General features: G+C 41.1%; 19 protein-coding genes, 1 other RNA gene and 1 pseudogene. 1 reads left to right on the forward strand and 20 read right to left on the reverse strand.

The window, feature by feature from the left end; genetic code table 11:
• Nucleotides 1-19: 19 nt before the first annotated feature.
• From purF to AB2B47_RS04360, 7 genes are all read right to left on the reverse strand, one after another.
• The gene (gene purF / locus AB2B47_RS04330) at nucleotides 20-1,462 is read right to left on the reverse strand and encodes an amidophosphoribosyltransferase (RefSeq protein ID WP_004250374.1); all 1,443 of its coding nucleotides are present in this window, start codon (nucleotides 1,460-1,462) and stop codon (nucleotides 20-22) included.
• Between the two features lie 168 nt (nucleotides 1,463-1,630).
• Complete coding sequence (locus AB2B47_RS04335) at nucleotides 1,631-5,356, reverse strand: phosphoribosylformylglycinamidine synthase (protein ID WP_320693713.1); 3,726 nt, start codon at nucleotides 5,354-5,356, stop codon at nucleotides 1,631-1,633.
• A gap of 200 nt (nucleotides 5,357-5,556) precedes the next feature.
• Nucleotides 5,557-6,264 (reverse strand): phosphoribosylaminoimidazolesuccinocarboxamide synthase, encoded by a 708-nt coding sequence (purC, locus tag AB2B47_RS04340; protein ID WP_320693714.1) that lies wholly within the window; start codon nucleotides 6,262-6,264, stop codon nucleotides 5,557-5,559.
• A 198-nt stretch (nucleotides 6,265-6,462) separates the two neighbouring features.
• Nucleotides 6,463-6,699 (reverse strand): acyl carrier protein, encoded by a 237-nt coding sequence (locus AB2B47_RS04345; protein ID WP_036756571.1) that lies wholly within the window; start codon nucleotides 6,697-6,699, stop codon nucleotides 6,463-6,465.
• A gap of 10 nt (nucleotides 6,700-6,709) precedes the next feature.
• Nucleotides 6,710-7,702 (reverse strand): phosphate acyltransferase PlsX, encoded by a 993-nt coding sequence (gene plsX / locus AB2B47_RS04350; protein ID WP_320693715.1) that lies wholly within the window; start codon nucleotides 7,700-7,702, stop codon nucleotides 6,710-6,712.
• Nucleotides 7,699-8,469: a DNA repair protein RecO gene (gene recO, locus AB2B47_RS04355; protein WP_006152981.1), complete on the reverse strand. Its 771-nt coding sequence runs from the start codon at nucleotides 8,467-8,469 to the stop codon at nucleotides 7,699-7,701. Before recO ends, plsX begins: the two co-directional genes overlap by 4 nt.
• Complete coding sequence (locus AB2B47_RS04360; RefSeq protein WP_006152968.1) at nucleotides 8,466-9,635, reverse strand: pyridoxal phosphate-dependent aminotransferase; 1,170 nt, start codon at nucleotides 9,633-9,635, stop codon at nucleotides 8,466-8,468. Before AB2B47_RS04360 ends, recO begins: the two co-directional genes overlap by 4 nt.
• Nucleotides 9,636-9,789: 154 nt before the next feature.
• Here AB2B47_RS04360 and AB2B47_RS04365 point away from each other — a divergent pair, with 154 nt between their 5' ends.
• The gene (locus AB2B47_RS04365) at nucleotides 9,790-10,800 is read left to right on the forward strand and encodes a YeiH family protein (RefSeq protein WP_006152900.1); all 1,011 of its coding nucleotides are present in this window, start codon (nucleotides 9,790-9,792) and stop codon (nucleotides 10,798-10,800) included.
• A 133-nt stretch (nucleotides 10,801-10,933) separates the two neighbouring features.
• On the opposite strand, the pseudogene AB2B47_RS08660 reads toward AB2B47_RS04365, so the two are convergent.
• The 13 genes and pseudogenes from AB2B47_RS08660 to comW form a co-directional block, all read right to left on the reverse strand.
• Nucleotides 10,934-11,032, reverse strand: a pseudogene (locus AB2B47_RS08660) (CoA-binding protein); the annotation flags it as partial.
• Nucleotides 11,033-11,066: 34 nt separating this feature from the next.
• Nucleotides 11,067-11,504 (reverse strand): CoA-binding protein, encoded by a 438-nt coding sequence (locus tag AB2B47_RS04375; protein WP_006152810.1) that lies wholly within the window; start codon nucleotides 11,502-11,504, stop codon nucleotides 11,067-11,069.
• Nucleotides 11,505-11,621: 117 nt separating this feature from the next.
• On the reverse strand, nucleotides 11,622-12,590 hold the full coding sequence (locus AB2B47_RS04380; RefSeq protein WP_006152847.1) for a ribose-phosphate diphosphokinase: 969 nt from the start codon (nucleotides 12,588-12,590) through the stop codon (nucleotides 11,622-11,624).
• A gap of 215 nt (nucleotides 12,591-12,805) precedes the next feature.
• Nucleotides 12,806-13,300 (reverse strand): beta-class carbonic anhydrase, encoded by a 495-nt coding sequence (locus AB2B47_RS04385; RefSeq protein ID WP_004250355.1) that lies wholly within the window; start codon nucleotides 13,298-13,300, stop codon nucleotides 12,806-12,808.
• 162 nt (nucleotides 13,301-13,462) lie between these two features.
• Nucleotides 13,463-14,158 (reverse strand): TIGR00266 family protein, encoded by a 696-nt coding sequence (locus tag AB2B47_RS04390; RefSeq protein ID WP_006152949.1) that lies wholly within the window; start codon nucleotides 14,156-14,158, stop codon nucleotides 13,463-13,465.
• 71 nt (nucleotides 14,159-14,229) lie between these two features.
• On the reverse strand, nucleotides 14,230-15,594 hold the full coding sequence (gene radA, locus AB2B47_RS04395) for a DNA repair protein RadA (RefSeq protein WP_080561317.1): 1,365 nt from the start codon (nucleotides 15,592-15,594) through the stop codon (nucleotides 14,230-14,232).
• A gap of 39 nt (nucleotides 15,595-15,633) precedes the next feature.
• The gene (locus AB2B47_RS04400; RefSeq protein WP_006153147.1) at nucleotides 15,634-16,125 is read right to left on the reverse strand and encodes a hypothetical protein; all 492 of its coding nucleotides are present in this window, start codon (nucleotides 16,123-16,125) and stop codon (nucleotides 15,634-15,636) included.
• Nucleotides 16,126-16,140: 15 nt separating this feature from the next.
• Nucleotides 16,141-16,707: a histidine phosphatase family protein gene (locus tag AB2B47_RS04405; RefSeq protein WP_033686024.1), complete on the reverse strand. Its 567-nt coding sequence runs from the start codon at nucleotides 16,705-16,707 to the stop codon at nucleotides 16,141-16,143.
• Nucleotides 16,658-17,101, reverse strand: a complete 444-nt coding sequence (locus AB2B47_RS04410) for a dUTP diphosphatase (RefSeq protein ID WP_006152872.1) — start codon at nucleotides 17,099-17,101, stop codon at nucleotides 16,658-16,660. Before AB2B47_RS04410 ends, AB2B47_RS04405 begins: the two co-directional genes overlap by 50 nt.
• Before the next feature lie 53 nt (nucleotides 17,102-17,154).
• An RNA gene (gene ffs, locus AB2B47_RS04415) (signal recognition particle sRNA small type) lies at nucleotides 17,155-17,253 on the reverse strand.
• A gap of 32 nt (nucleotides 17,254-17,285) precedes the next feature.
• Nucleotides 17,286-17,753, reverse strand: a complete 468-nt coding sequence (tadA, locus tag AB2B47_RS04420; protein WP_006153120.1) for a tRNA adenosine(34) deaminase TadA — start codon at nucleotides 17,751-17,753, stop codon at nucleotides 17,286-17,288.
• Between the two features lie 198 nt (nucleotides 17,754-17,951).
• The gene (locus tag AB2B47_RS04425) at nucleotides 17,952-19,238 is read right to left on the reverse strand and encodes an adenylosuccinate synthase (protein ID WP_004250345.1); all 1,287 of its coding nucleotides are present in this window, start codon (nucleotides 19,236-19,238) and stop codon (nucleotides 17,952-17,954) included.
• A gap of 244 nt (nucleotides 19,239-19,482) precedes the next feature.
• On the reverse strand, nucleotides 19,483-19,716 hold the full coding sequence (gene comW, locus AB2B47_RS04430; RefSeq protein ID WP_025170381.1) for a sigma(X)-activator ComW: 234 nt from the start codon (nucleotides 19,714-19,716) through the stop codon (nucleotides 19,483-19,485).
• Nucleotides 19,717-19,943 lie beyond the last annotated feature (227 nt).

A 19,943-nucleotide genomic window follows, 5' to 3' on the forward strand; every position in this document is an offset into this window, starting at 1 on the left:
ATCGAGAGTCTTTAGCCGTCTATTTGTAAAAACTGATCTTGTCATCTAAACTTCTACGATAGTCTTCTTCATAGTCATAGAGAGGAGTTGGGTAGTCACCGTCAAAGTAAGCGACACAGAGACCGCCATTTGGCGCATCTGTTTCAATGCCGATAGAATCAATCAAGCCATCAATCGAAAGATAGGTCAGGCTGTCCGCACCAATGATTTGGCGAGTCTCTTCGACTGTATGATTGGCCGCAATCAACTCCTGACGTGTCTGGATATCAATCCCGTAGAAACATGGATAGGCAAGAGCAGGACTACCAATGGCAACGTGTACTTCTGATGCCCCCGCTTCTTTCAAAAGTTGGACAATGCGACGAGATGTTGTTCCTCGCACGATAGAGTCATCAATCATAACCACGCGTTTTCCTTTAACCACACCAGAAACGGCAGACAATTTCATCCGAACCCCTTGCTCGCGTAATTCTTGAGTCGGCTGGATAAAGGTCCGTTGCGTATATTGGTTCTTGATGAGCCCCATTTCATTTGGCAGACCTGATTCTTCCGCAAATCCCATAGCTGCGCTAAGAGAGGAGTTTGGCACCCCGACTACGATATCAGCTTCATACTTGAACTCACGTGCCAGTTGAGCTCCCATTCTCTTACGAGCCGTATGGACATTGACACCATGGATGTTAGAGTCGGGACGGGCAAAATAGATATACTCCATGGAACAGATAGCCAGCTGAGTATCATTTGTATAGCTGTCATACTGGATGCCATTGTCATCAATAATGACAATCTCGCCTGGTTTTACGTCGCGAATCCACTCAGCACCGATTACTTCAAAGGCACAGGTTTCAGATGAAACCACTACTGCTCCATTAGCCATTTTCCCGATTGACAGAGGACGGAACCCATTTGGGTCAAGGGCTGCAATTAACTTATCTTCAAACATCAAGAGATAAGCAAAACCACCTTTGACAAGACTGAGCGCTTCCTTGATTTTACCCATCAGGTTTGGATTGTGGCTACGGCGAATAAGGTGAGCCAAGATTTCAGAGTCAGAGGTTGAGCTGAAAATCGCTCCTCTTTGTTCCAATTCTTGCTTGAGCGATTCTGCATTGGTCAGATTCCCATTATGAGCCAAACCAAACTGCATATCATGAAAGCGGAAAAGGAAAGGTTGGATATTGTCTACAGAAGCTTCTCCCGCAGTCGCATAACGCACGTGCCCAATCGCTCCAGTTCCTGTCAATTTATCCAAATTCGCAGGATTTTTGAAGACTTCTGATAAAAGCCCCATATCACGATGACGCTTCAATTTCCCTTGGTCATTGGAGAGGATTCCTGCCCCCTCCTGACCACGGTGCTGAAGACTATGGAGTCCAAAATAGGTCAATTTGGCAGCGTCTGGGTGGCCCCAGATACCAAAAACACCACATTCTTCATTAAGAGATTTTACTTCGTATGTCATTTTATATACCTAATTTTTATTTGTGTATCATTCCTTAACGATACTAGAGCGGAATGATACGGCAGAAGCTCGTTTCACTCGCAACAATAAATCATTTGCAATTGTCGTAAGTTAGATCTACTTGATTTTACATTTACTGATGGTTCTCTATTAGAAAATCTGCAAAGCCTATTTTCCAGTAAAGTATTTAACCGCTGATGCAAAGAGATATTGGTCTTTATTCCCTGGAATATTTTGGAATAGACCGTCTTCGAAACGTTCTGAGTGACCCATCTTCCCAATGATTTGACCGTTCTTACTTGTGATACCTTCAATCGCATTGACAGATCCGTTAGGATTGTATTTAGAGTCCATGCTTGGTTTGCCTTCGAAGTCAACATATTGGGTAAAGATTTGACCATTGTCACGAAGTTCTGCAAATTCCTCAGCTGTCACGACAAACTTACCTTCACCGTGTGATACTGGGATGGCATGGATGTCACCAACTTTCACGCCAGCAAGCCATGGTGAGTTCGTATTGGCAATACGTGTTTCAACCATCTTAGCCACGTGTTGGTTGGCATCATTGTAGAAGAGAGTTGGACTAGTACTGCTTGCATCTTCAAAGTTACCATATGGAAGAAGACCTGATTTGACAAGAGCTTGGAATCCGTTACAGATACCGATAATCAAACCACCACGTTCGATGAAGCTATCGATAGCTGCACGTACTTTTTCATTAAGCAAGATATTAACGATAAATTTAGCTGATCCATCAGGTTCGTCGGCTGCTGAGAAGCCACCTGCAAAGAAGATAATGTTAGCTTTTTCGATATTGTCAACCATGGTGTCAACAGACTTGACAATAGCTTCTTCATTCAGTGTGACAAATGGTACCAAGTTGACTTTTGCACCTTCTTTTTCAAAGGCCTTAGCGGAATCGTATTCAGAGTTCGTACCTGGGAATACTGGGATGTAAACCACTGGTGTCTCAACCGTTTCTTTAGCTTTGATGACAGCATCTGATGCCACAGCAGGTACTTCTTCCAACTCAGTTGCTTGTGCAAATTCCGTTGGGTAGACCTCTTCTAATTTACCTTGGAAGGCACTGTCAAGTTTTTGTCCATCAAGCATTACACCATTGACAGTAAGTGTAAAGTCAGCTGCTGTTTGTCCAATCTTGGCAACCCCTGAAATCTCTTCCGGAGATGTAAAGATGAATCCACCCAGTTGAGCTGTCAAGGCAGTCTCAAGATTTTCAAGGCTTACAGTGGCACCAATATGGTTCCCAAAGCTCGCAAGTGCAAGAGCTTCAAGGATTCCACCATATTTGACAGCCGATGCAGCTGTTACTTTATGGTCAGCTTGGATAGCTTCAAATTGAGTAAAGTTAGACTTGATAAGATCAAAGTCAATTTCTTGTGCCAAAGCTTGACCTGGGATATAATAGATATTTTCACCAGCAGCTTTAAATTCTGGAGAAAGGACCTTACGACTATCTGCAGTTGTGACACCAAAAGCAACCAAGGTTGGTGGTACTGTCAATTCTTCAAAGGTACCAGACATAGAGTCCTTCCCACCGATAGATGGCAACCCAAGTTGAATCTGAGCTTCAATGGATCCAAGAAGAGCTGCTACTGGTTGACCAAAACGCTCTGCTTGTTTATCCATACGCTCGAAGTACTCTTGGTAAGAGAAACGAGCCTTAGACCAGTTTGCACCAGCAGCAACCAAACGAGCGGTTGCTTCGATGACCGCATAAGCAGCACCATGATATGGAGACCATTCTGCCACATAAGGGTTGAACCCTTGCGCCATAACAGAAGCTGTATGCGTTACACCATGTTGGACTGGCAATTTCTGTACAGAAGCTTCCGTTGGTGTGATTTGGTAGCGACCACCAAGTGGGTGATTGACAGTTGAACGACCAACTGAGCTATCAAAGATGGTTTGTAAACCTTTCTGACTTGCATGGTTAAGGTCAGCTAAGACTTCAAGAGTATCAGCTTCAAGGGTTTCAGCAGATGTTTGACGTTCTTCTGGAAGCTTGACATCCTTGTCAACCACCTTGGCATCTACAACCACACGTACACCGTTCGTATCAAGGAAACGACGTTCCAAATCAACGATGGTTTCACCATTCCAGTGCATGACAAGATTTGGTTTTTTAGTCACTGTTGCAACGACAACTGCATCAATATTTTCTTTGTTACATGCAGCAACGAAGGCGTCTACGTCTTCTGGACGAACCACCACAGCCATACGCTCTTGAGATTCAGAGATGGCAATTTCTGTACCGTTCAAACCTTGGTATTTCAATGGCACTTTGTCTAGATCAATTTCAAGACCATCAGCCAATTCACCGATAGCCACACAGACACCACCAGCACCAAAGTCATTTGATTTCTTGATCAGACGTGTCACTTCCCCATTACGGAAAAGACGTTGAATCTTACGTTCTTCGATGGCATTCCCTTTTTGAACCTCAGCACCAGCTGTTTCAACAGATTCAACCGTTTGAACTTTAGATGAACCTGTCGCACCACCGACACCATCACGTCCAGTCTTACCACCGAGCAAGATAATCACATCACCTGCTTCAGGTTTTTCACGGACCACATTTTCCTTAGGAGCCGCACCGACAACGGCACCTAGCTCCATACGCTTAGCAACAAAACCTGGGTGGAAGTATTCACGAACATAAGTTGTTGCAAGACCGATTTGGTTACCATATGAAGAATAACCGTGAGCCGCTGTTTTAGAAATCACTTGTTGTGGCAATTTACCAGCGCGAGTTTCAGCAATTGGAGCTGTAATATCGCCAGCACCTGAGATACGCATAGCTTGGTAAACATATGAACGCCCTGACAATGGGTCACGAATGGCACCACCGATACAAGTAGCCGCTCCACCAAAAGGTTCGATTTCCGTTGGGTGGTTGTGGGTTTCGTTTTTGAACATGAGAAGCCATGGCTCTTTGACACCATTGACATCCACCTCAATTTCAACTGAGCAGGCATTGATTTCATCAGACACTTCCATGTCGTCCAAACGACCATTGGCACGCTCATAACGACCAAAAATAGTCGCCATATCCATCAATGTTTGAGGTTTTTCTGTACGTCCCAACTCATCACGCATGGCAATATACTTGTCATAAGTCGCTTGCAATTGTTTTTCAAATTTAGAAGCTGAGAAGTCAATGTTTTTCAACTCAGTCTCGAAAGTCGTGTGACGGCAGTGGTCAGACCAGTAAGTATCCAAAACCTTCAACTCAGTCTCAGTTGGCACACGTCCAATTGACTTGAAGTAATCTTGAATGAAGAGAAGGTCATCCACTTCCATGGCCAATCCTTGCTCAGCCTTGTACTGTGCAAAATCTTCTGCCGTATAAGTTTCAAAGAAATCCAAGCTTGGAATGGTCTTGTCAGACTCAGAGAAATCCTGTTTCGCAATACCAACAGTGATATCTTTGAAACGAGAATCCACTGGGTTCAAGAGATAGTTTTTAACAGCTTCCAATTCATTCGCATCAATATCCTTATTGACCAAGTACAATTGTGCTGTGTTCACCGTTACATCATTTGAACTACCAAGCAAAAGCAAAGCTTCCTGTGAAGATGCTGCACGTTGATCAAATTGACCAGGCAAACTTTCGATAGCAAAGAAAGCAACCTTCTCAAGATCAGCCTTCACTTCAGCTTCATCCAAAACAGTATCGGTCACTTGCTCAGAGAAAATGTGTTTTTCTGCACGTGCAAACAAGTCCTCTGCCAAATCAAAGACATCATAAACCTGAACAATTCGAAGATCATTCAAAGTTTTCAACTGAAGATTATGTTGTAATTCTTTTACCAAAGAGTCAGATTTGACACGAAAATCAGCTTTTTTCTCAACGAAAATACGTTTATCCATTTTAGTTCCTTTATCTATTTCTACTTAAAGATTGTAGTGACGACCAAGTATAACTTTACTTCAATCCCTGCAATTTCTCTAACACAACCTTATAAACATCCGTCAAGCTACCAAGATCACGACGGAGTGAAAAGGTCTAGTAGACCTTTTCAGCCTGAGTCCTTTTACTTGAAAGACGAAGGTTTTCCGTTTCAAACAACTTATTTCAAGTCTTGCAACTTCTCTAACACAACCTTATAAACATCCGTTAGACTGCCCAAATCTCTACGGAAAACATCCTTGTCCATATGGTGCCCTTCCGCATCCCAAAGGCGGCAGTTATCTGGTGAAAATTCATCTGCCAAGATAATTTTGCTATCCTTATCAAAACCGAATTCCAATTTAAAGTCAATCAAACGAAGACCAATTTGTGCAAACCAATCTTTCAGCAATTCATTGATACGACGTGTTTCTTCCTTGATATAAGCAATTTGTTCATCATTGGCAATATCCAAGAACTTCACATGCTCGTCATTGATGAATGGGTCATCCAAATCATCGTTTTTGTAGTAAAATTCAACGATAGGAGTATTCAAGTCCAAACCTTCTTCAACACCGAAACGTTTTGAGAAAGAACCCGCAGTCACGTTACGAAGCACAACCTCCAAAGGAATGATTGAAACCTTCTTGTTCAATTGTTCTGTATCAGAGATACGTTCGATAAAGTGAGTAGCTACACCCGCAGCATTCAATTTTTCAAAAATAAGAGACGAAATCTGATTATTGAGCACACCTTTACCTTCGATAGTCTCTTTACGAGCACCATTCAGCATGGTAGCCTGGTCCTTATAAACGGACCTAATCACATGTTCGTCTTCTGTAGTATAGATATCTTTAGCTTTTCCCGTATAAATAAGTTTACTGGACATTTTATTATTCGCCTTTCGTATTGCTTGGCCTCATTCTAACACAAAAACAAGCATAAATCAAATGTTTTACGAACGTAAACGTATTCTCCGATCTAAAATGTTTAGAAAAAATCAAATCAGACTATTTAGATAACCAGACCATAATCATTCAAACTCCACACAACCAAAAAAGCAACATGACCAGCATGTTGCTTTTTCTTATATTCTATTTTTAATAATTGCTAATACGTCTGCGACACTTTGGAGGTTGTCAATTTCTTCATCACCGATTTCGATTCCAAATTCATCCTCAACGGTTAGGACAAATTCCATCAAATCTACTGAATCAGCATCCAAATCATCCTTTAAGCTCAAGTTTTCGGTTACGACAAAGTCTTCTCCTTGACGCTCTTGAATGATGGTTACGATACGGTCAAAAATTTGTTGTTCTGTCATATTGTTCTCCTTATTCCTCTGAAAATTCACGCGCAGTTTGAGCAACTACATCTGTCTCAAGCATGGTACGAATCTGGCGTATTGTGCTATAGACAGCCTTGGCATCACTTGAGCCATGAGTCTTAACTACTGGTGCCTTAACACCAAACAGAACCGCACCTCCGACATCTGAATAGTTGAGCTGTTTTTTCAAACCTCTGAGGTTATCCTTAAGAAGGAAAGCCCCTAGCTTGGCTCTAAGACCACCACCTACAATAGCATTTTTGAGCAAGCCCATGATACCCATAGCAGTCCCTTCAATAGCTTTGAGCACAGCGTTTCCCGTGAAACCATCTGTTACGACTACATCAGCAACACCATCCATCAAATCACGCGCTTCCACGTTCCCGACGAAATTCAAACTCTCGTCAGCCACTAATAAATCATAGGCTTCCTTGCGGAGTGGATCTCCCTTGCTGCTCTCTGTCCCGTTATTAAGCAAACCTACACGAGGTTTTTCAATGCCACGAACATTTCTAGCATAGAAGGAACCTAGGATTGCATATTGATGAAGGTGATGGGCTGTATTTTCTGCATTGGCACCAAGGTCAAGCATATCAAAACCTTTTCCATCTATAGTTGGCAATGTTGACATCAATCCAGGTCGATCAATATTTTTGATGCGGCCAACGATGAAGAATCCTGCAGCTAGCAAAGCACCTGTATTCCCTGCAGAAAGAACAGCATCTGCCTCTCCATCTTTGACAGCCTTGGCCGCCAAAATCATACTGGCATTTTTCTTCTTACGGATAGCTTTTGTTGGCTCGTCGTCTGAGTCAATCTTCTCATCTGTATGGATAATGCTGACGCGCTCTGTAGCTGTTAGATATTGCTTGATTTTGCTTTCATCTCCGTAAAGTTGAATCTCAATATCTGAAAAGTCAGCAAGGGCTTGATTAACTCCCTCTACAATAGCTTGTGGTGCGTAATCGCCACCCATTGCATCAACTGCGATTTTTTTCATTTGTCTTCCTCTTTCAGTAGTTGTCCCCAGTCGGCTAGGGAATCAATAAATTTCTTTGATTTCAGATGAATGCCGACATATTCCTCGTAGATTTGGTCCATAAACTTGCGCAATTCTTGCTTGATTTCGGCCTTAAGTGAGATAGTCTCCAAGGTCTCAAAATCAATGGCTTGAAATTGATTGAGCAGATAAGGAATATTGGGATTTAAATGACATCGTTTCTCATCTTCATGGTAATGATCGGGACAAAGACAACCCCCGTATTTGAAGGAGAAGTCAAAGGCTTGCCCCACACGATGACAAAAGGTACACTCATTAAAGTTGAGACTGATTCCAAAACGTGTCAATATTTGAATTTCAAAAATATTGGTCAAAACTTGATAATCCAGACCCTCTTCCATCAGCTCTAAAGTCTTTTGCAAAAAAGCAAATAGGGGAGCATCTTCTTGATTATCCTGCAAACTCGCATCTGCCAAGGCCGCAACGTAGGTCGCATAAGCCATAACAAAGAGGTCACTATTGATTTTCGGAAAAGTCTTCACCTCATGATAATCTTCTATATAACTAAGTCCATCGTCATTGATTTTTAGGAGAAAATGGGCTAAGACTAAAGGTTGAATGACAGGAGCTAGTTTGGATTGGCCGGCATGTTTGACAAAAAACATGCGCTTGCCTGCCTGTTCTGTAAAGATTTTAACAAGCTTATCATCCTCTCGAAAATTTCGATTATAAAGTACTAAACCCTGACTCGTAATCGATTGAATCATGCTTCTCTCATGTACTCCTCAAGTCGTTTCATAGCTTCACTAATAGTTTCCATACTAGCTGCATAAGACAGGCGCACATAACCTTCTCCATATTGACCAAAAGCTGCACCAGGGATAAAGGCAACAGCCTTCTTCTGGGCAAAATCTTTTAGAAAAGCAAAGGAATCTTGATTGTAACCTGCTGGAATCTTAGCAAAGATATAAAAAGCACCGTCCGGCTTGATGATTTCAAACCCAAGCTTAGTCATCTTGTCGATAATGTAGTCCCGACGTTGGATATATTCCTTCTTCATGGGTTCTGCATCATCTTTACCAGCTGTTAAGGCTTCTACTGCAGCATGTTGCGCCATGGTGTTTGCAGCAGTTACCAAATATTGATGACTCTTGATGAGTTGAGCTGTGAAGTTTGCTGGTGCAAAGATAAAACCTAAACGCCAACCTGTCATGGCATGGGATTTAGAAAGACCGTTAATGATAATTGCCTGATCTCTCAACATAGTTCCCAAAGATACATGATTTTCCCCTGTATAGGTCAATTCTGAGTAGACTTCATCACAGACTACGAAAATCTCATACTTACGTAAAACAGCTGCCAAGGCTTCTAATTGCTCGCGACTATAAGTAATTCCTGTAGGGTTGGCTGGATAGTTGAGAATAACTGCCTTAAGCTTGTCCCCCTGCTCCAAAATTGCCTTTTCCAACATCTCAGGAGTCAAGACAAAACCATTCTCAGTTGTATCAATCTCGACAATCTCAGCCCCAACTAGATTGACAATTGGCTCATAACCAGGATAGGCAGGGGCCGGCAAGAGAACCTTGTCTCCTTCCTCCAAAATAGCTGTCAGAGTAGCTGACAGAGCCTCTGTCGCACCAATTGTGACCAAGATTTCATTCTCTGGATTGTAGTCTAGCTGATATTTCTCTTTTACAAAATCACTCGCCACCTGACGCAATACCAACAAACCGCTCATCCCTGTATAGTAGGATTGATCTTGGTCAATGGCTCGCTTTGCAGCTTCCTTGACATGATCTGGCGTTGTAAAATCTGGTTCTCCCAAGGTCAATCGCAGGACTCCAGGAATCTCTGAAATAGCCTGGTCAAATTGACGAATCAAGGAAACTTGTATCTTATCTAATTGTTTATTAAAGCGTTTGGTTAAATCCATATATATCCTCCTTGATCAAAGAACATATATCTATTATACTACAAAAGCTCTCTGACCGCAAAATTCCATTAATTTACAACCTTATTCCCACTTTCTATTTTACTTTTCTGACAGATAAGATTATAATAAGTAGTATTTATTTTTGGAGGTTTTTATGTCATTTCTATCAAAAAATTGGGCAGGACTGTTAGCCTGTCTAATCATTTCTATCATCTCTTGGGTTTTAGGAGGCTTTCTGCCTGTTGTGGGAGCACCTGTTTTCGCCATTTTTATCGGAATGATTCTCCATCCCTTTCTCACTTCCTATACACAACTGGAAGCCGGCTTGACTTATAGCTCCAAAAAATTGCTCCAATACGCAGTCATCTTACTGGGCTTTGGACTCAATATCTCACAAGTTTTCGCAGTTGGAAAGTCTTCTCTCCCAGTTATCCTTTCTACCATTTCTATAGCCTTGATTATAGCTTTCTTTTTCCAACGCTTTTTTAATCTGGATACAAAGCTAGCTACATTGATTGGAGTTGGATCTTCTATCTGTGGCGGTTCTGCCATTGCAGCGACTGCTCCTGTTATTCACGCCAAGGAAAAAGAAGTAGCCCAAGCCATTTCTGTTATCTTTTTCTTCAATGTCTTGGCAGCTCTTATCTTTCCGACTCTAGGTTCTTGGCTTCATCTTTCCAACGAAGGTTTTGCTCTCTTTGCGGGTACTGCGGTCAACGATACTTCCTCTGTAACAGCCACAGCTAGCGCTTGGGATAGTCTTTACAATAGCAACACTCTTGAGTCTGCCACTATTGTCAAACTGACACGCACCCTGGCTATTATCCCTATCACTCTCTTCCTCTCCTATTGGCAAAGCCGTCAACAAGGCAACAACCAAGGAGTGAAGCTTAAAAAAATCTTCCCCGTTTTCATTCTCTACTTTATCCTAGCTTCTCTGCTAACCACCGTCCTTACTTCTTTTGGTGTTAGCAATAGCTTCTTTTCACCTCTCAAACAACTCTCCAAATTCCTCATCATCATGGCTATGAGTGCTATTGGTCTCAAAACCAACCTCATTGCTATGATCAAATCCAGTGGAAAATCCATTCTTCTTGGAGCCCTTTGCTGGATCGCTATCATCCTGACTAGCCTTGGCATGCAATTACTCATCGGTATTTTCTAATACTCTTCGAAAATCTCTTCAAACCACGTCAACGTCGTCTTGCCGTACTCAAGTACAGCCTGCGGCTAGTTTCCTAGTTTGCTCTTTGATTTTCATTGAGTACAACACAAAAGGTAGCCCATCAGCTACCTTTTTATTGTTCAAGAATTAAACGTGTATGTTCTCTCTTGATGCAACGATTCATCACGATGTCATCGCATCCTCCAGCACGCAAGATTTCTTCTGCTTCCAAACNCAACACAAAAGGTAGCCCATCAGCTACCTTTTTATTGTTCAAGAATTAAACGTGTATGTTCTCTCTTGATGCAACGATTCATCACGATGTCATCGCATCCTCCAGCACGCAAGATTTCTTCTGCTTCCAAACTTTCAAGCCCTAGTTGTGCCCAGAAGATCTTGGCATCCGCCTTGAGAAAGTCTCGTGCTACATCCGGTAAAAATTCACTACGACGATATACATTGACGATATCTACAGGGAAAGGAATTTCAGCTAGACTGGCATAAGCCTTTTCTCCCAGAATCTCGCTACCTACAGCTTTAGGGTTAACTGGAATGATTTTATAGCCACGAGCCTGCATTTCTTTAGTCACTCGATTGCTAGTTGTTTCCTCACGATCGGATAAGCCTACTACAGCTAGAGTTTTACTGGTTGCTAGATACTGACGGACCACACCATCACTTGGATTGATAAATTCTTGAGTCATAGAAACCCTCCTTTTCATCAGTATAGCACATTTTGAAAAGGCTTGCAGTTGTTGGCTACAAAAAATTTCCTAGCAAGAGAAAAGTCTGCTAGGAAATTCGTTTATTCAAGTGAAAGTTTAGATTTTTTTCTCGATACTAAATAATGGAGAAAGAGGACGTTTTTCATGGATACGTACAATAGCATCGCCTAAAAGATGGGCAATAGAGATTTGTTCAATCTTATCAATCAAACGTTCTTCTGGAAGATAGATAGTGTCCAAAACAACCAATTTTTTAATAGCTGATTTTTGGATGTTCTCCATAGCTGGACCAGAAAGAACTGGGTGCGTACAACTTGCGTAAACTTCAACAGCTCCTGCTTCTGCTAGAGCATCAGCCGCATGACAAATAGTTCCAGCTGTATCAATCATATCATCAATCAAGATACAAGTCTTACCTTCTACCTTACCAATGATATTCATAACTTCACTAGTATTCATCTTGTCTACACTACGACGCTTGTCGATAATGGCAATTGGAGTTTTCAAAAATTCTGCTAATTTACGAGCACGAGTCACCCCACCGTGGTCCGGGCTGACAACGACAAAGTCGGAACCAACCATGCCACGACGCTCAAAGTAATCCGCAATCAATGGAGCACCCATCAAGTGATCCACCGGAATATCAAAGAACCCTTGAATCTGTGCAGCGTGCAAATCAATCGTCAACAAACGATCAACTCCAGCTACTTCAAGCATATTTGCAACGAGTTTTGAAGTGATTGGCTCACGCGCTCTAGCTTTTCTATCCTGACGTGCATAACCATAATAAGGCATAACAACGTTGACAGATTCTGCACTGGCACGCTTCAAAGCGTCTACCATGATCAAAATCTCAAGTAGATTATCATTTACTGGTGAGCTAGTTGATTGTAGAATAAAGACGTGTTTTCCACGGATAGATTCTTCGATATTAACTTGAATTTCTCCGTCTGAAAATTGACGAACAGTCGATTTTCCCAACTCTATCCCAATCTCTTGCGCCACACGCTCTGCCAATTCTCTATTTGAAGAAAGGGCAAACAGCTTTAAATCAGAAAAAGACATGTTTTCCTCCGGTATTTATGTATCACTTGTGTTTTTCACAACATTTTTCCATCTACCATTGTAGCGCTTTTTTCTCGATTTTTCAATAAAAAATAAGACAAGAGTAGACTTTTATACTCTTATCTTATGCTATTTTATATTAGTGATATCAAAGGTAAAACTTGTCAACCTTCTCATCCTACTTCATGCTACTCTAGAAACTTTTAAATAGAAAGTTAGTATATCTCCCTCATACTACCTGTATCTACATCATAAACAGCTCCTGAAATAATGACATCATCTGGAATTAAGGGACATTCTCGCAACAACTTCATATCCTCTCGAACACTCTCATCGATGTCTTGAAACGGTAAAAAATCCTGCCCAGATACATCAACTCCCAATTCACATTTCAAGTGCTCTTGAAAATCCTCGTTATTGAAGGTTTGAGCCCCACAGTCTGTATGATGAAGAACTACAATCTCTCTTGTACCCATCTGTTGTTGAGAAATCACAAGCGAGCGAATCATATCCTCAGTCACTCGACCTCCCGCATTCCGTAAAATATGGGCATCTCCCAGAGCTAACCCCAGAGCTGGCGCAACGTGTAGACGCGAATCCATACAAGTTACGATTGCAACCTTGGTCTTGGGTTTAATGGATAAATGCAAATCTCCATGTAGTTCTACATAAGCTTGATTGGCTTTTAAAAAATTTTCAAAATAGGACATGACAACTCACTTTCTAGTCTGCCAGATAATTTGAACACCAAATTATTTATCTCCTATCTTACCATCTTTTCTTTGTCTTGTCAGCTGTCAACTTTCATATAAAAAAACTGGGACAGAGACATCCAGCAACTAGCTTGGGTTTCTGTCCTAGTTTTTTTAATATTATGAACCTTTTTGGATATACTTATTAAGAGAGCCTGCAAAGCTCTGAAGATTGAGACTTTGTACATAGACCTCACCAGTCCCTCGGAAGGTATTCACCACTCCTTCGCCTGTACCAATAGACTGCCAGAAGCCATTTTCTAAGTGGATATCATAGTCCAGAGATTGACTCCAAGCCACCACATGGGCATTGTCAATGGTTATTTCTTGGTTTTGCAACTCAATTTTCTTAATAGATCCAAAAGCATTGGCCAAAAGAGTTCCCTGACCTTGGGTTGTCATCACAAAGAGACCGCCTTGCCCTCCGAACAGAGCTTTCCCAATAGACTGGCGCTCCATTGTATAGAAAGCTGTACCATCAAGAGCTAAAAAGGCTCCATCATTCAATCGATACTGCTTTTCGCCTAGCTCAAGAGCAATCACTTGACCAGGAGTATCTGGTGCTAAAGCAAGGTTTCCGTTGTCAGACTCTGCAACAGCTTGAGTGATAAAGGTACTTTCACCAGAAACCATTGAACGCCCTACAGCTTTGACAAAACGTCCCAAACCAGAACCGCTTGCATTGAGCTGGGTATTGAGACTTACATTGGGTGTATGGTAGACCATGCTACCTCGCTGGATATAGACGGTTTCTCCTTGATTGAGTGACAACTCTACCAAAGGAAATTGCATATGACTGTCCATAGAAAATTTCATCAGAAATTCCTCCTTACTTTTAATAAATGTTTGCAATAAAATAATTAGTAATCTAAATCTGAGTAAAACGATTAGGAGAATACTTTTTTCAAGACTTCCTGAATAGTCGTCACCCCAATCACCTGAATTTCCTTAGGTGGCTTTATACCTGTTAGGGAATTTTTTGGTACATAGATTTTTGTAAATCCAAGCTTAGCGGCTTCATTGATCCGTTGTTCGATACGATTTACGCGCCGAATCTCTCCCGTCAAACCCAACTCTCCTACAAAACATTCCTGAGGATTGGTTGGTTTGTCCTTGTAGCTAGAAGCAATAGCAACTGCAACAGCCAGGTCAATAGCAGGTTCATCTAATTTGACACCACCAGCTGATTTGAGATAGGCATCCTGATTTTGCAAGAGAAGCCCTGCACGTTTTTCCAGAACAGCCATAATCAGACTAGCGCGATTGAAATCAAGCCCTGTCGTCGTACGCTTAGCATTTCCAAACATGGTCGGCGTCACCAAGGCCTGCACTTCCGCAAGAATTGGACGTGTTCCTTCCATTGTCACAACGATTGACGAGCCAGTGGCTCCATCCAAGCGTTCTTCCAGAAACACTTCACTAGGATTAAGAACTTCAACCAAGCCACCTGACTGCATCTCAAAGATTCCAATCTCGTTGGTCGAACCAAAACGGTTTTTAACTGCTCTCAAGATACGGAATGTATGGTGGCGCTCCCCTTCAAAGTAAAGAACCGTATCTACCATATGCTCCAACATTCGAGGTCCCGCCAAAGTTCCTTCCTTGGTCACATGACCGACTATAAAGATGGCAATATTATTAGTCTTAGCCAGCTGCATAAGCTCTGCCGTCACTTCTCGTACTTGAGAAACTGACCCTTGCACCCCAGAAATTTCAGGAGACATAATGGTCTGAATCGAGTCGATGATGAGAAAATCAGGCTGGATTCTCTCTACCTCAGCTCTCACGCTCTGCATATTGGTCTCAGCATAGAGATAAAACTCGCTATCAATATCCCCCAAGCGCTCTGCACGGAGTTTGATCTGCTGGGCAGACTCCTCACCACTGACATAGAGGACTGTTCCTACTTGAGACAGCTGGGTTGATACTTGTAAGAGAAGGGTTGATTTTCCAATACCTGGATCTCCACCAATTAGGACGAGACTCCCTGGTACCACACCCCCACCGAGTACACGGTTGAATTCCTCCATCTCAGTCTTGGTTCGATTAACATTGATAGATGTTACTTCAGCCAATTTCATAGGCTTGGTTTTCTCACCTGTCAAGGACACACGCGCATTCTTGACCTCTGCAACCTCGACCTCTTCAATAAAAGAAGACCAAGCTCCACAGTTAGGGCAACGTCCTAAATACTTTGGTGAATTATATTCACAATTTTGACACACAAATGTCGCTTTTTTCTTAGCTATAATTCTAATCCTCTCATTATAAAATCTCTTATTCTTTTCACGTCAGCAACTATCTTGTTTCAGAACAGTAAGGCCGCCATCATCCGCATGGACATAATACCGACCATCAGGACTAAATCCAAAAATATAGGGTAAATAACCTTTATAAATTTGACTTTTAGCTTCCTCATCTTTCCCCCAATAAATAGTTAAAATGGGATACTCTTCAGATTGGTCTTTATCCATTGTCACTCTGATGTCTTTGCCATTATCCAGAGGGAGATTTCCACCGTATTGACCAGAGATAGGGATAGGTGAATCATATCCCTCACACATGGCTACTAACTCTACCTCATCGTAATCCCCGTCTATCGGAGTTACTTGCCCATTTTCACTGTCAATGATTGACATGTAGTCTGAAGAAATGCAAAGAATTTTATGATAGGCATCAGGGAGAAATGCTAGGTAAAGAAATCCTCCAATACTGATCTCATAAATCTTCTTATACCCTAGACAATTCTCGGCAGTAAAAGCTTGAAAATCCTTATAGCTCATTCATTGTGCTTCTTTCTATATCTCTATCTCACATTCAATCACTTGGCAAAAATCAATCTTCTCGTCTGGTACAAATTGGCGCATGAGCATTCGATGAGTGACAACAACGACTGTCTGATAGTCTCGATACTTGCGCATAGATTTTAGAAACCGAGATCTCATTTCCTCAGCTGTCTCATATTGAAAGGGACTATTAGGAGGTAAGGATCCATTATTTTCTAGAAACAGAGTGCGAGCTTTTTCAAAATTCTCTACGCCACTTTCATAGACTTGCCATTCATGCAATAATGGCTCCACTCTCAAAGGAAGTCCAGTAGCACAAGCCACATAGCTAGCAGTTTCTAAAGCTCTTGTGACTGCAGAAGAAACTAGTAGATCAGCTGAGTGTAGCAAAGAATTTTTGCTCAGTTCCTGAGCTTGCTGCCATCCCTTCTCAGATAAGGGCGCCAAATCCATCCCGAATCCAGTATAGGAACGCTCCTCTAACACACGATAATCTGGCTCTCCATGACGTACAAAGATAATCTTCATCTTAGTGCCCAGTTGATCCAAACCCACCAGTACGAACTCCGTCTGCCTCATCTCCATCTGCGATTAAAAATGGTGCAAAGACAGCCTGAACTACACGTTCCCCAACTTCAAGAACAACTTCTTGGTCTGTAATATTCTTCATCTGTGCAAAGATATGTCCCTCATTCCCTGGATTGCCATAATAGTCTCCGTCAATGACACCCACAGAGTTAATCAAGACCAAACCTTTTTTACGAGGATTTGATGAACGGTCATAAAGATAGAGCACTTCAGTCGGCTGCATATAAGCCTTAACACCCGTTGGAACGAGAACAATCTCTCCTGGATCGATAACCGTACGCACCGCAACCTTTAAGTCATAGCCAGCTGCGTGCGCTGTCTCACGTTTAGGTAACAAAGTTTCATCTGTAAAGCTAGAAACTAATTCAAAACCACGAATTTTCATATTATTCCTCTTTTTAATCTTTTATTCTAGGTTATTTTATCTTATTTATTCGAAAAAAGCACGAAAAAAGAGCACACAATTCACACTCGCTTAGGGCTGCTGGATTCCTCCCCTGACCCGCTTCACGCAGAACTGTTGCTCCACTAGTTATTATACCACATTCCCCTCTATTTTTAAAGAGAAATTATTTTTTACGTCGATTTCGGAAAAAGTCTTGCATAATCTCTGCGCACTCATTCTCTAAAACACCTGTTTCAACGTCCACACGGTGATTAAGCCTCTCATCTGTTAAAATATCGTACAAGCTCCCACCGGCGCCAAATTTCTGGTTTTTAGCCCCGTAGACCACGTTTGGAATCCGTGCGAGACCAATTGCCCCACTACACATAACACAAGGCTCAATGGTCACAAAAAGCGTACAATCGAGCAAACGCCAACTCTCTTCGCTCAAATTAGCATTCTCTATGGCCATAATTTCCGCATGCATGACTGCCCGTTGCAACTCCTCTCGCGCATTGTGTCCTCTCCCAATGACTTTTCCGTCCTTGACAATTACACAACCAATCGGGATTTCATCATGCTCTAAAGCAATCTCTGCCTCTTTTAAGGCCTCTCTCATAAAAGCTTCTTTTTCTTCAAGCGTGTAATTCATCTCTTCTCTCTTCCTAGCTATCAATTCTATCATTATACCATGTTTCTCAACACAAAAAAAGCCACCGAATGCGGTGACTTTATAGGGAGATTATTATGAAAAAGAAAAGTTTAGGAAATTTGTTACAACAAGTTAGGAGGTCTTCTTGTAACTGTCTATAGTATACCCAACCTGTCTTAAACTAATCTTAAAAATCTCCTATGACCAAACACTTTCTAAAATATTGGTTTGTTCACGACCAGGACCTACTGAAAATGTTGAAATACGAACACCCACCAATTCGCTAACACGGCGAACATAGTTGCGTGCATTTTCAGGAAGGTCTTCCAAATTACGTACTCCAGTGATATCTTCAGACCAACCAGGCAATTCTTCGTAGATTGGTTTACAACGTTTCAATTGTTCGAGACTAGCTGGGTAGTAATCAATACGTTGACCATCAAGATCATAAGCCACACAGATTTTAACAGTATCCAAACCACTCAAAACGTCAATAGAGTTCAAAGAAAGATTTGTGATACCAGAAACACGACGGCTATGACGCATAACAACTGAGTCGAACCAACCTACACGGCGAGGACGCCCAGTAGTTGTCCCATACTCATGCCCCACTTCACGAATACGATCACCAACTTCATCAAATAGCTCAGTTGGGAAAGGACCATCACCTACACGACTTGTATAAGCCTTACATACACCGACAACTTTGTCAATCTTGCTTGGACCTACTCCAGAACCAATTGTCACACCACCAGCCACTGGGTTTGATGAAGTAACAAATGGATAAGTACCTTGGTCAATATCCAACATGACACCTTGTGCACCCTCAAAGAGAACCCGTTTACCATTATCAAGCGCGTCGTTCAAGATAACAGAAGTATCAGTCACATATTGCTTGATTTGTTGGCCATACTCATAGTATTCTTCAAAAATATCATCAATTGAAATAGGTTCACTATCATACAATTTTACAAATTGACGATTTTTCTCAGCAAGATTACGTTCTAAACGTTCACGGAAGATTTCTTTATCCAAAAGATCCGCAATACGAATTCCAACACGAGCTGCCTTGTCCATATAGGCTGGACCAATTCCTTTAATTGTCGTCCCAATCTTGTTATCACCCTTAGCTTCTTCTTGAAGACGGTCTAACTCAATGTGATAAGGCAAAATAACATGCGCACGATCAGAAATTCTTAGATTATCTGTTGTAACACCTTCTTCATGCAAATAAGACAATTCTTTGACAAGAGATTTAGGGTTTACTACCATCCCATTACCAATTACAGAGATTTTTTCTGGGAAGAAAATACCTGAAGGAATCAAGTGCAATTTAAATTTCTTTCCATCAATAACAATTGTGTGACCTGCATTATCTCCGCCTTGGTAACGAGCAATCACTTCCGCATTAGCTGAAAGAAAATCTGTAATTTTCCCTTTACCTTCATCACCCCATTGGGTACCTACAACAACAACTGAAGTCATAATAATTTTTCGTCTGAGCCAAATGGCTCGTCCTTTCTCATATACATGGTGGGACTCTCACCCACAATAATATCTTACAATTTATTATAAGAAAAAAAGCCTATTTTATCAAGAATTAACACTAGAAAAGATTAGGGAATTCTTTTACTTTTGATTTAAAAAAATACAAAAAATTAGCATAATCTAAATATTTCTTTATAAATTACTTAATATTGTTCGTAATAAATGAAAATAACTGTATCTACTAACAATAATTGAATGTTTGTCCAAGTAAATGATTAAGATAGATACGATAAGCAGCCCTAAAATGATAGAGAAGAAAATCCTTCTCATTCTTAATCTTAAAACGAATTAAATAATAAAGTAAAAATTTAAGATGAAGTAATTCCCATTCATCAGTACTTTGAAATAAAATTGAATATTCATTTTCGATTTGCTTTAGAAAAACCAAAGATCGATCATAATATTTTTGAAGCATATAAAAAACCTTTCTTATTGATAAAACAAGTTTATCAGAAAGGCTAAATAAATAGATAAGTATTTCTATAAAGTAAAAATTTTAAGCTGAACAAACTTAAAACAAAGAAAAGAAGTAAAAATAGATGGAAAAAAGCTCTGAAAAATCCAGAAAAATAAACCCAAGAAAACAAAAAAACGTTCCTTAGAACGTTTAACTACTCCGCCAGTAGGACTCGAACCTACGAC

The sequence above is a fragment of the Streptococcus wuxiensis genome (genome assembly GCF_040888245.1).
Lineage (GTDB): Bacteria > Bacillota > Bacilli > Lactobacillales > Streptococcaceae > Streptococcus > Streptococcus wuxiensis.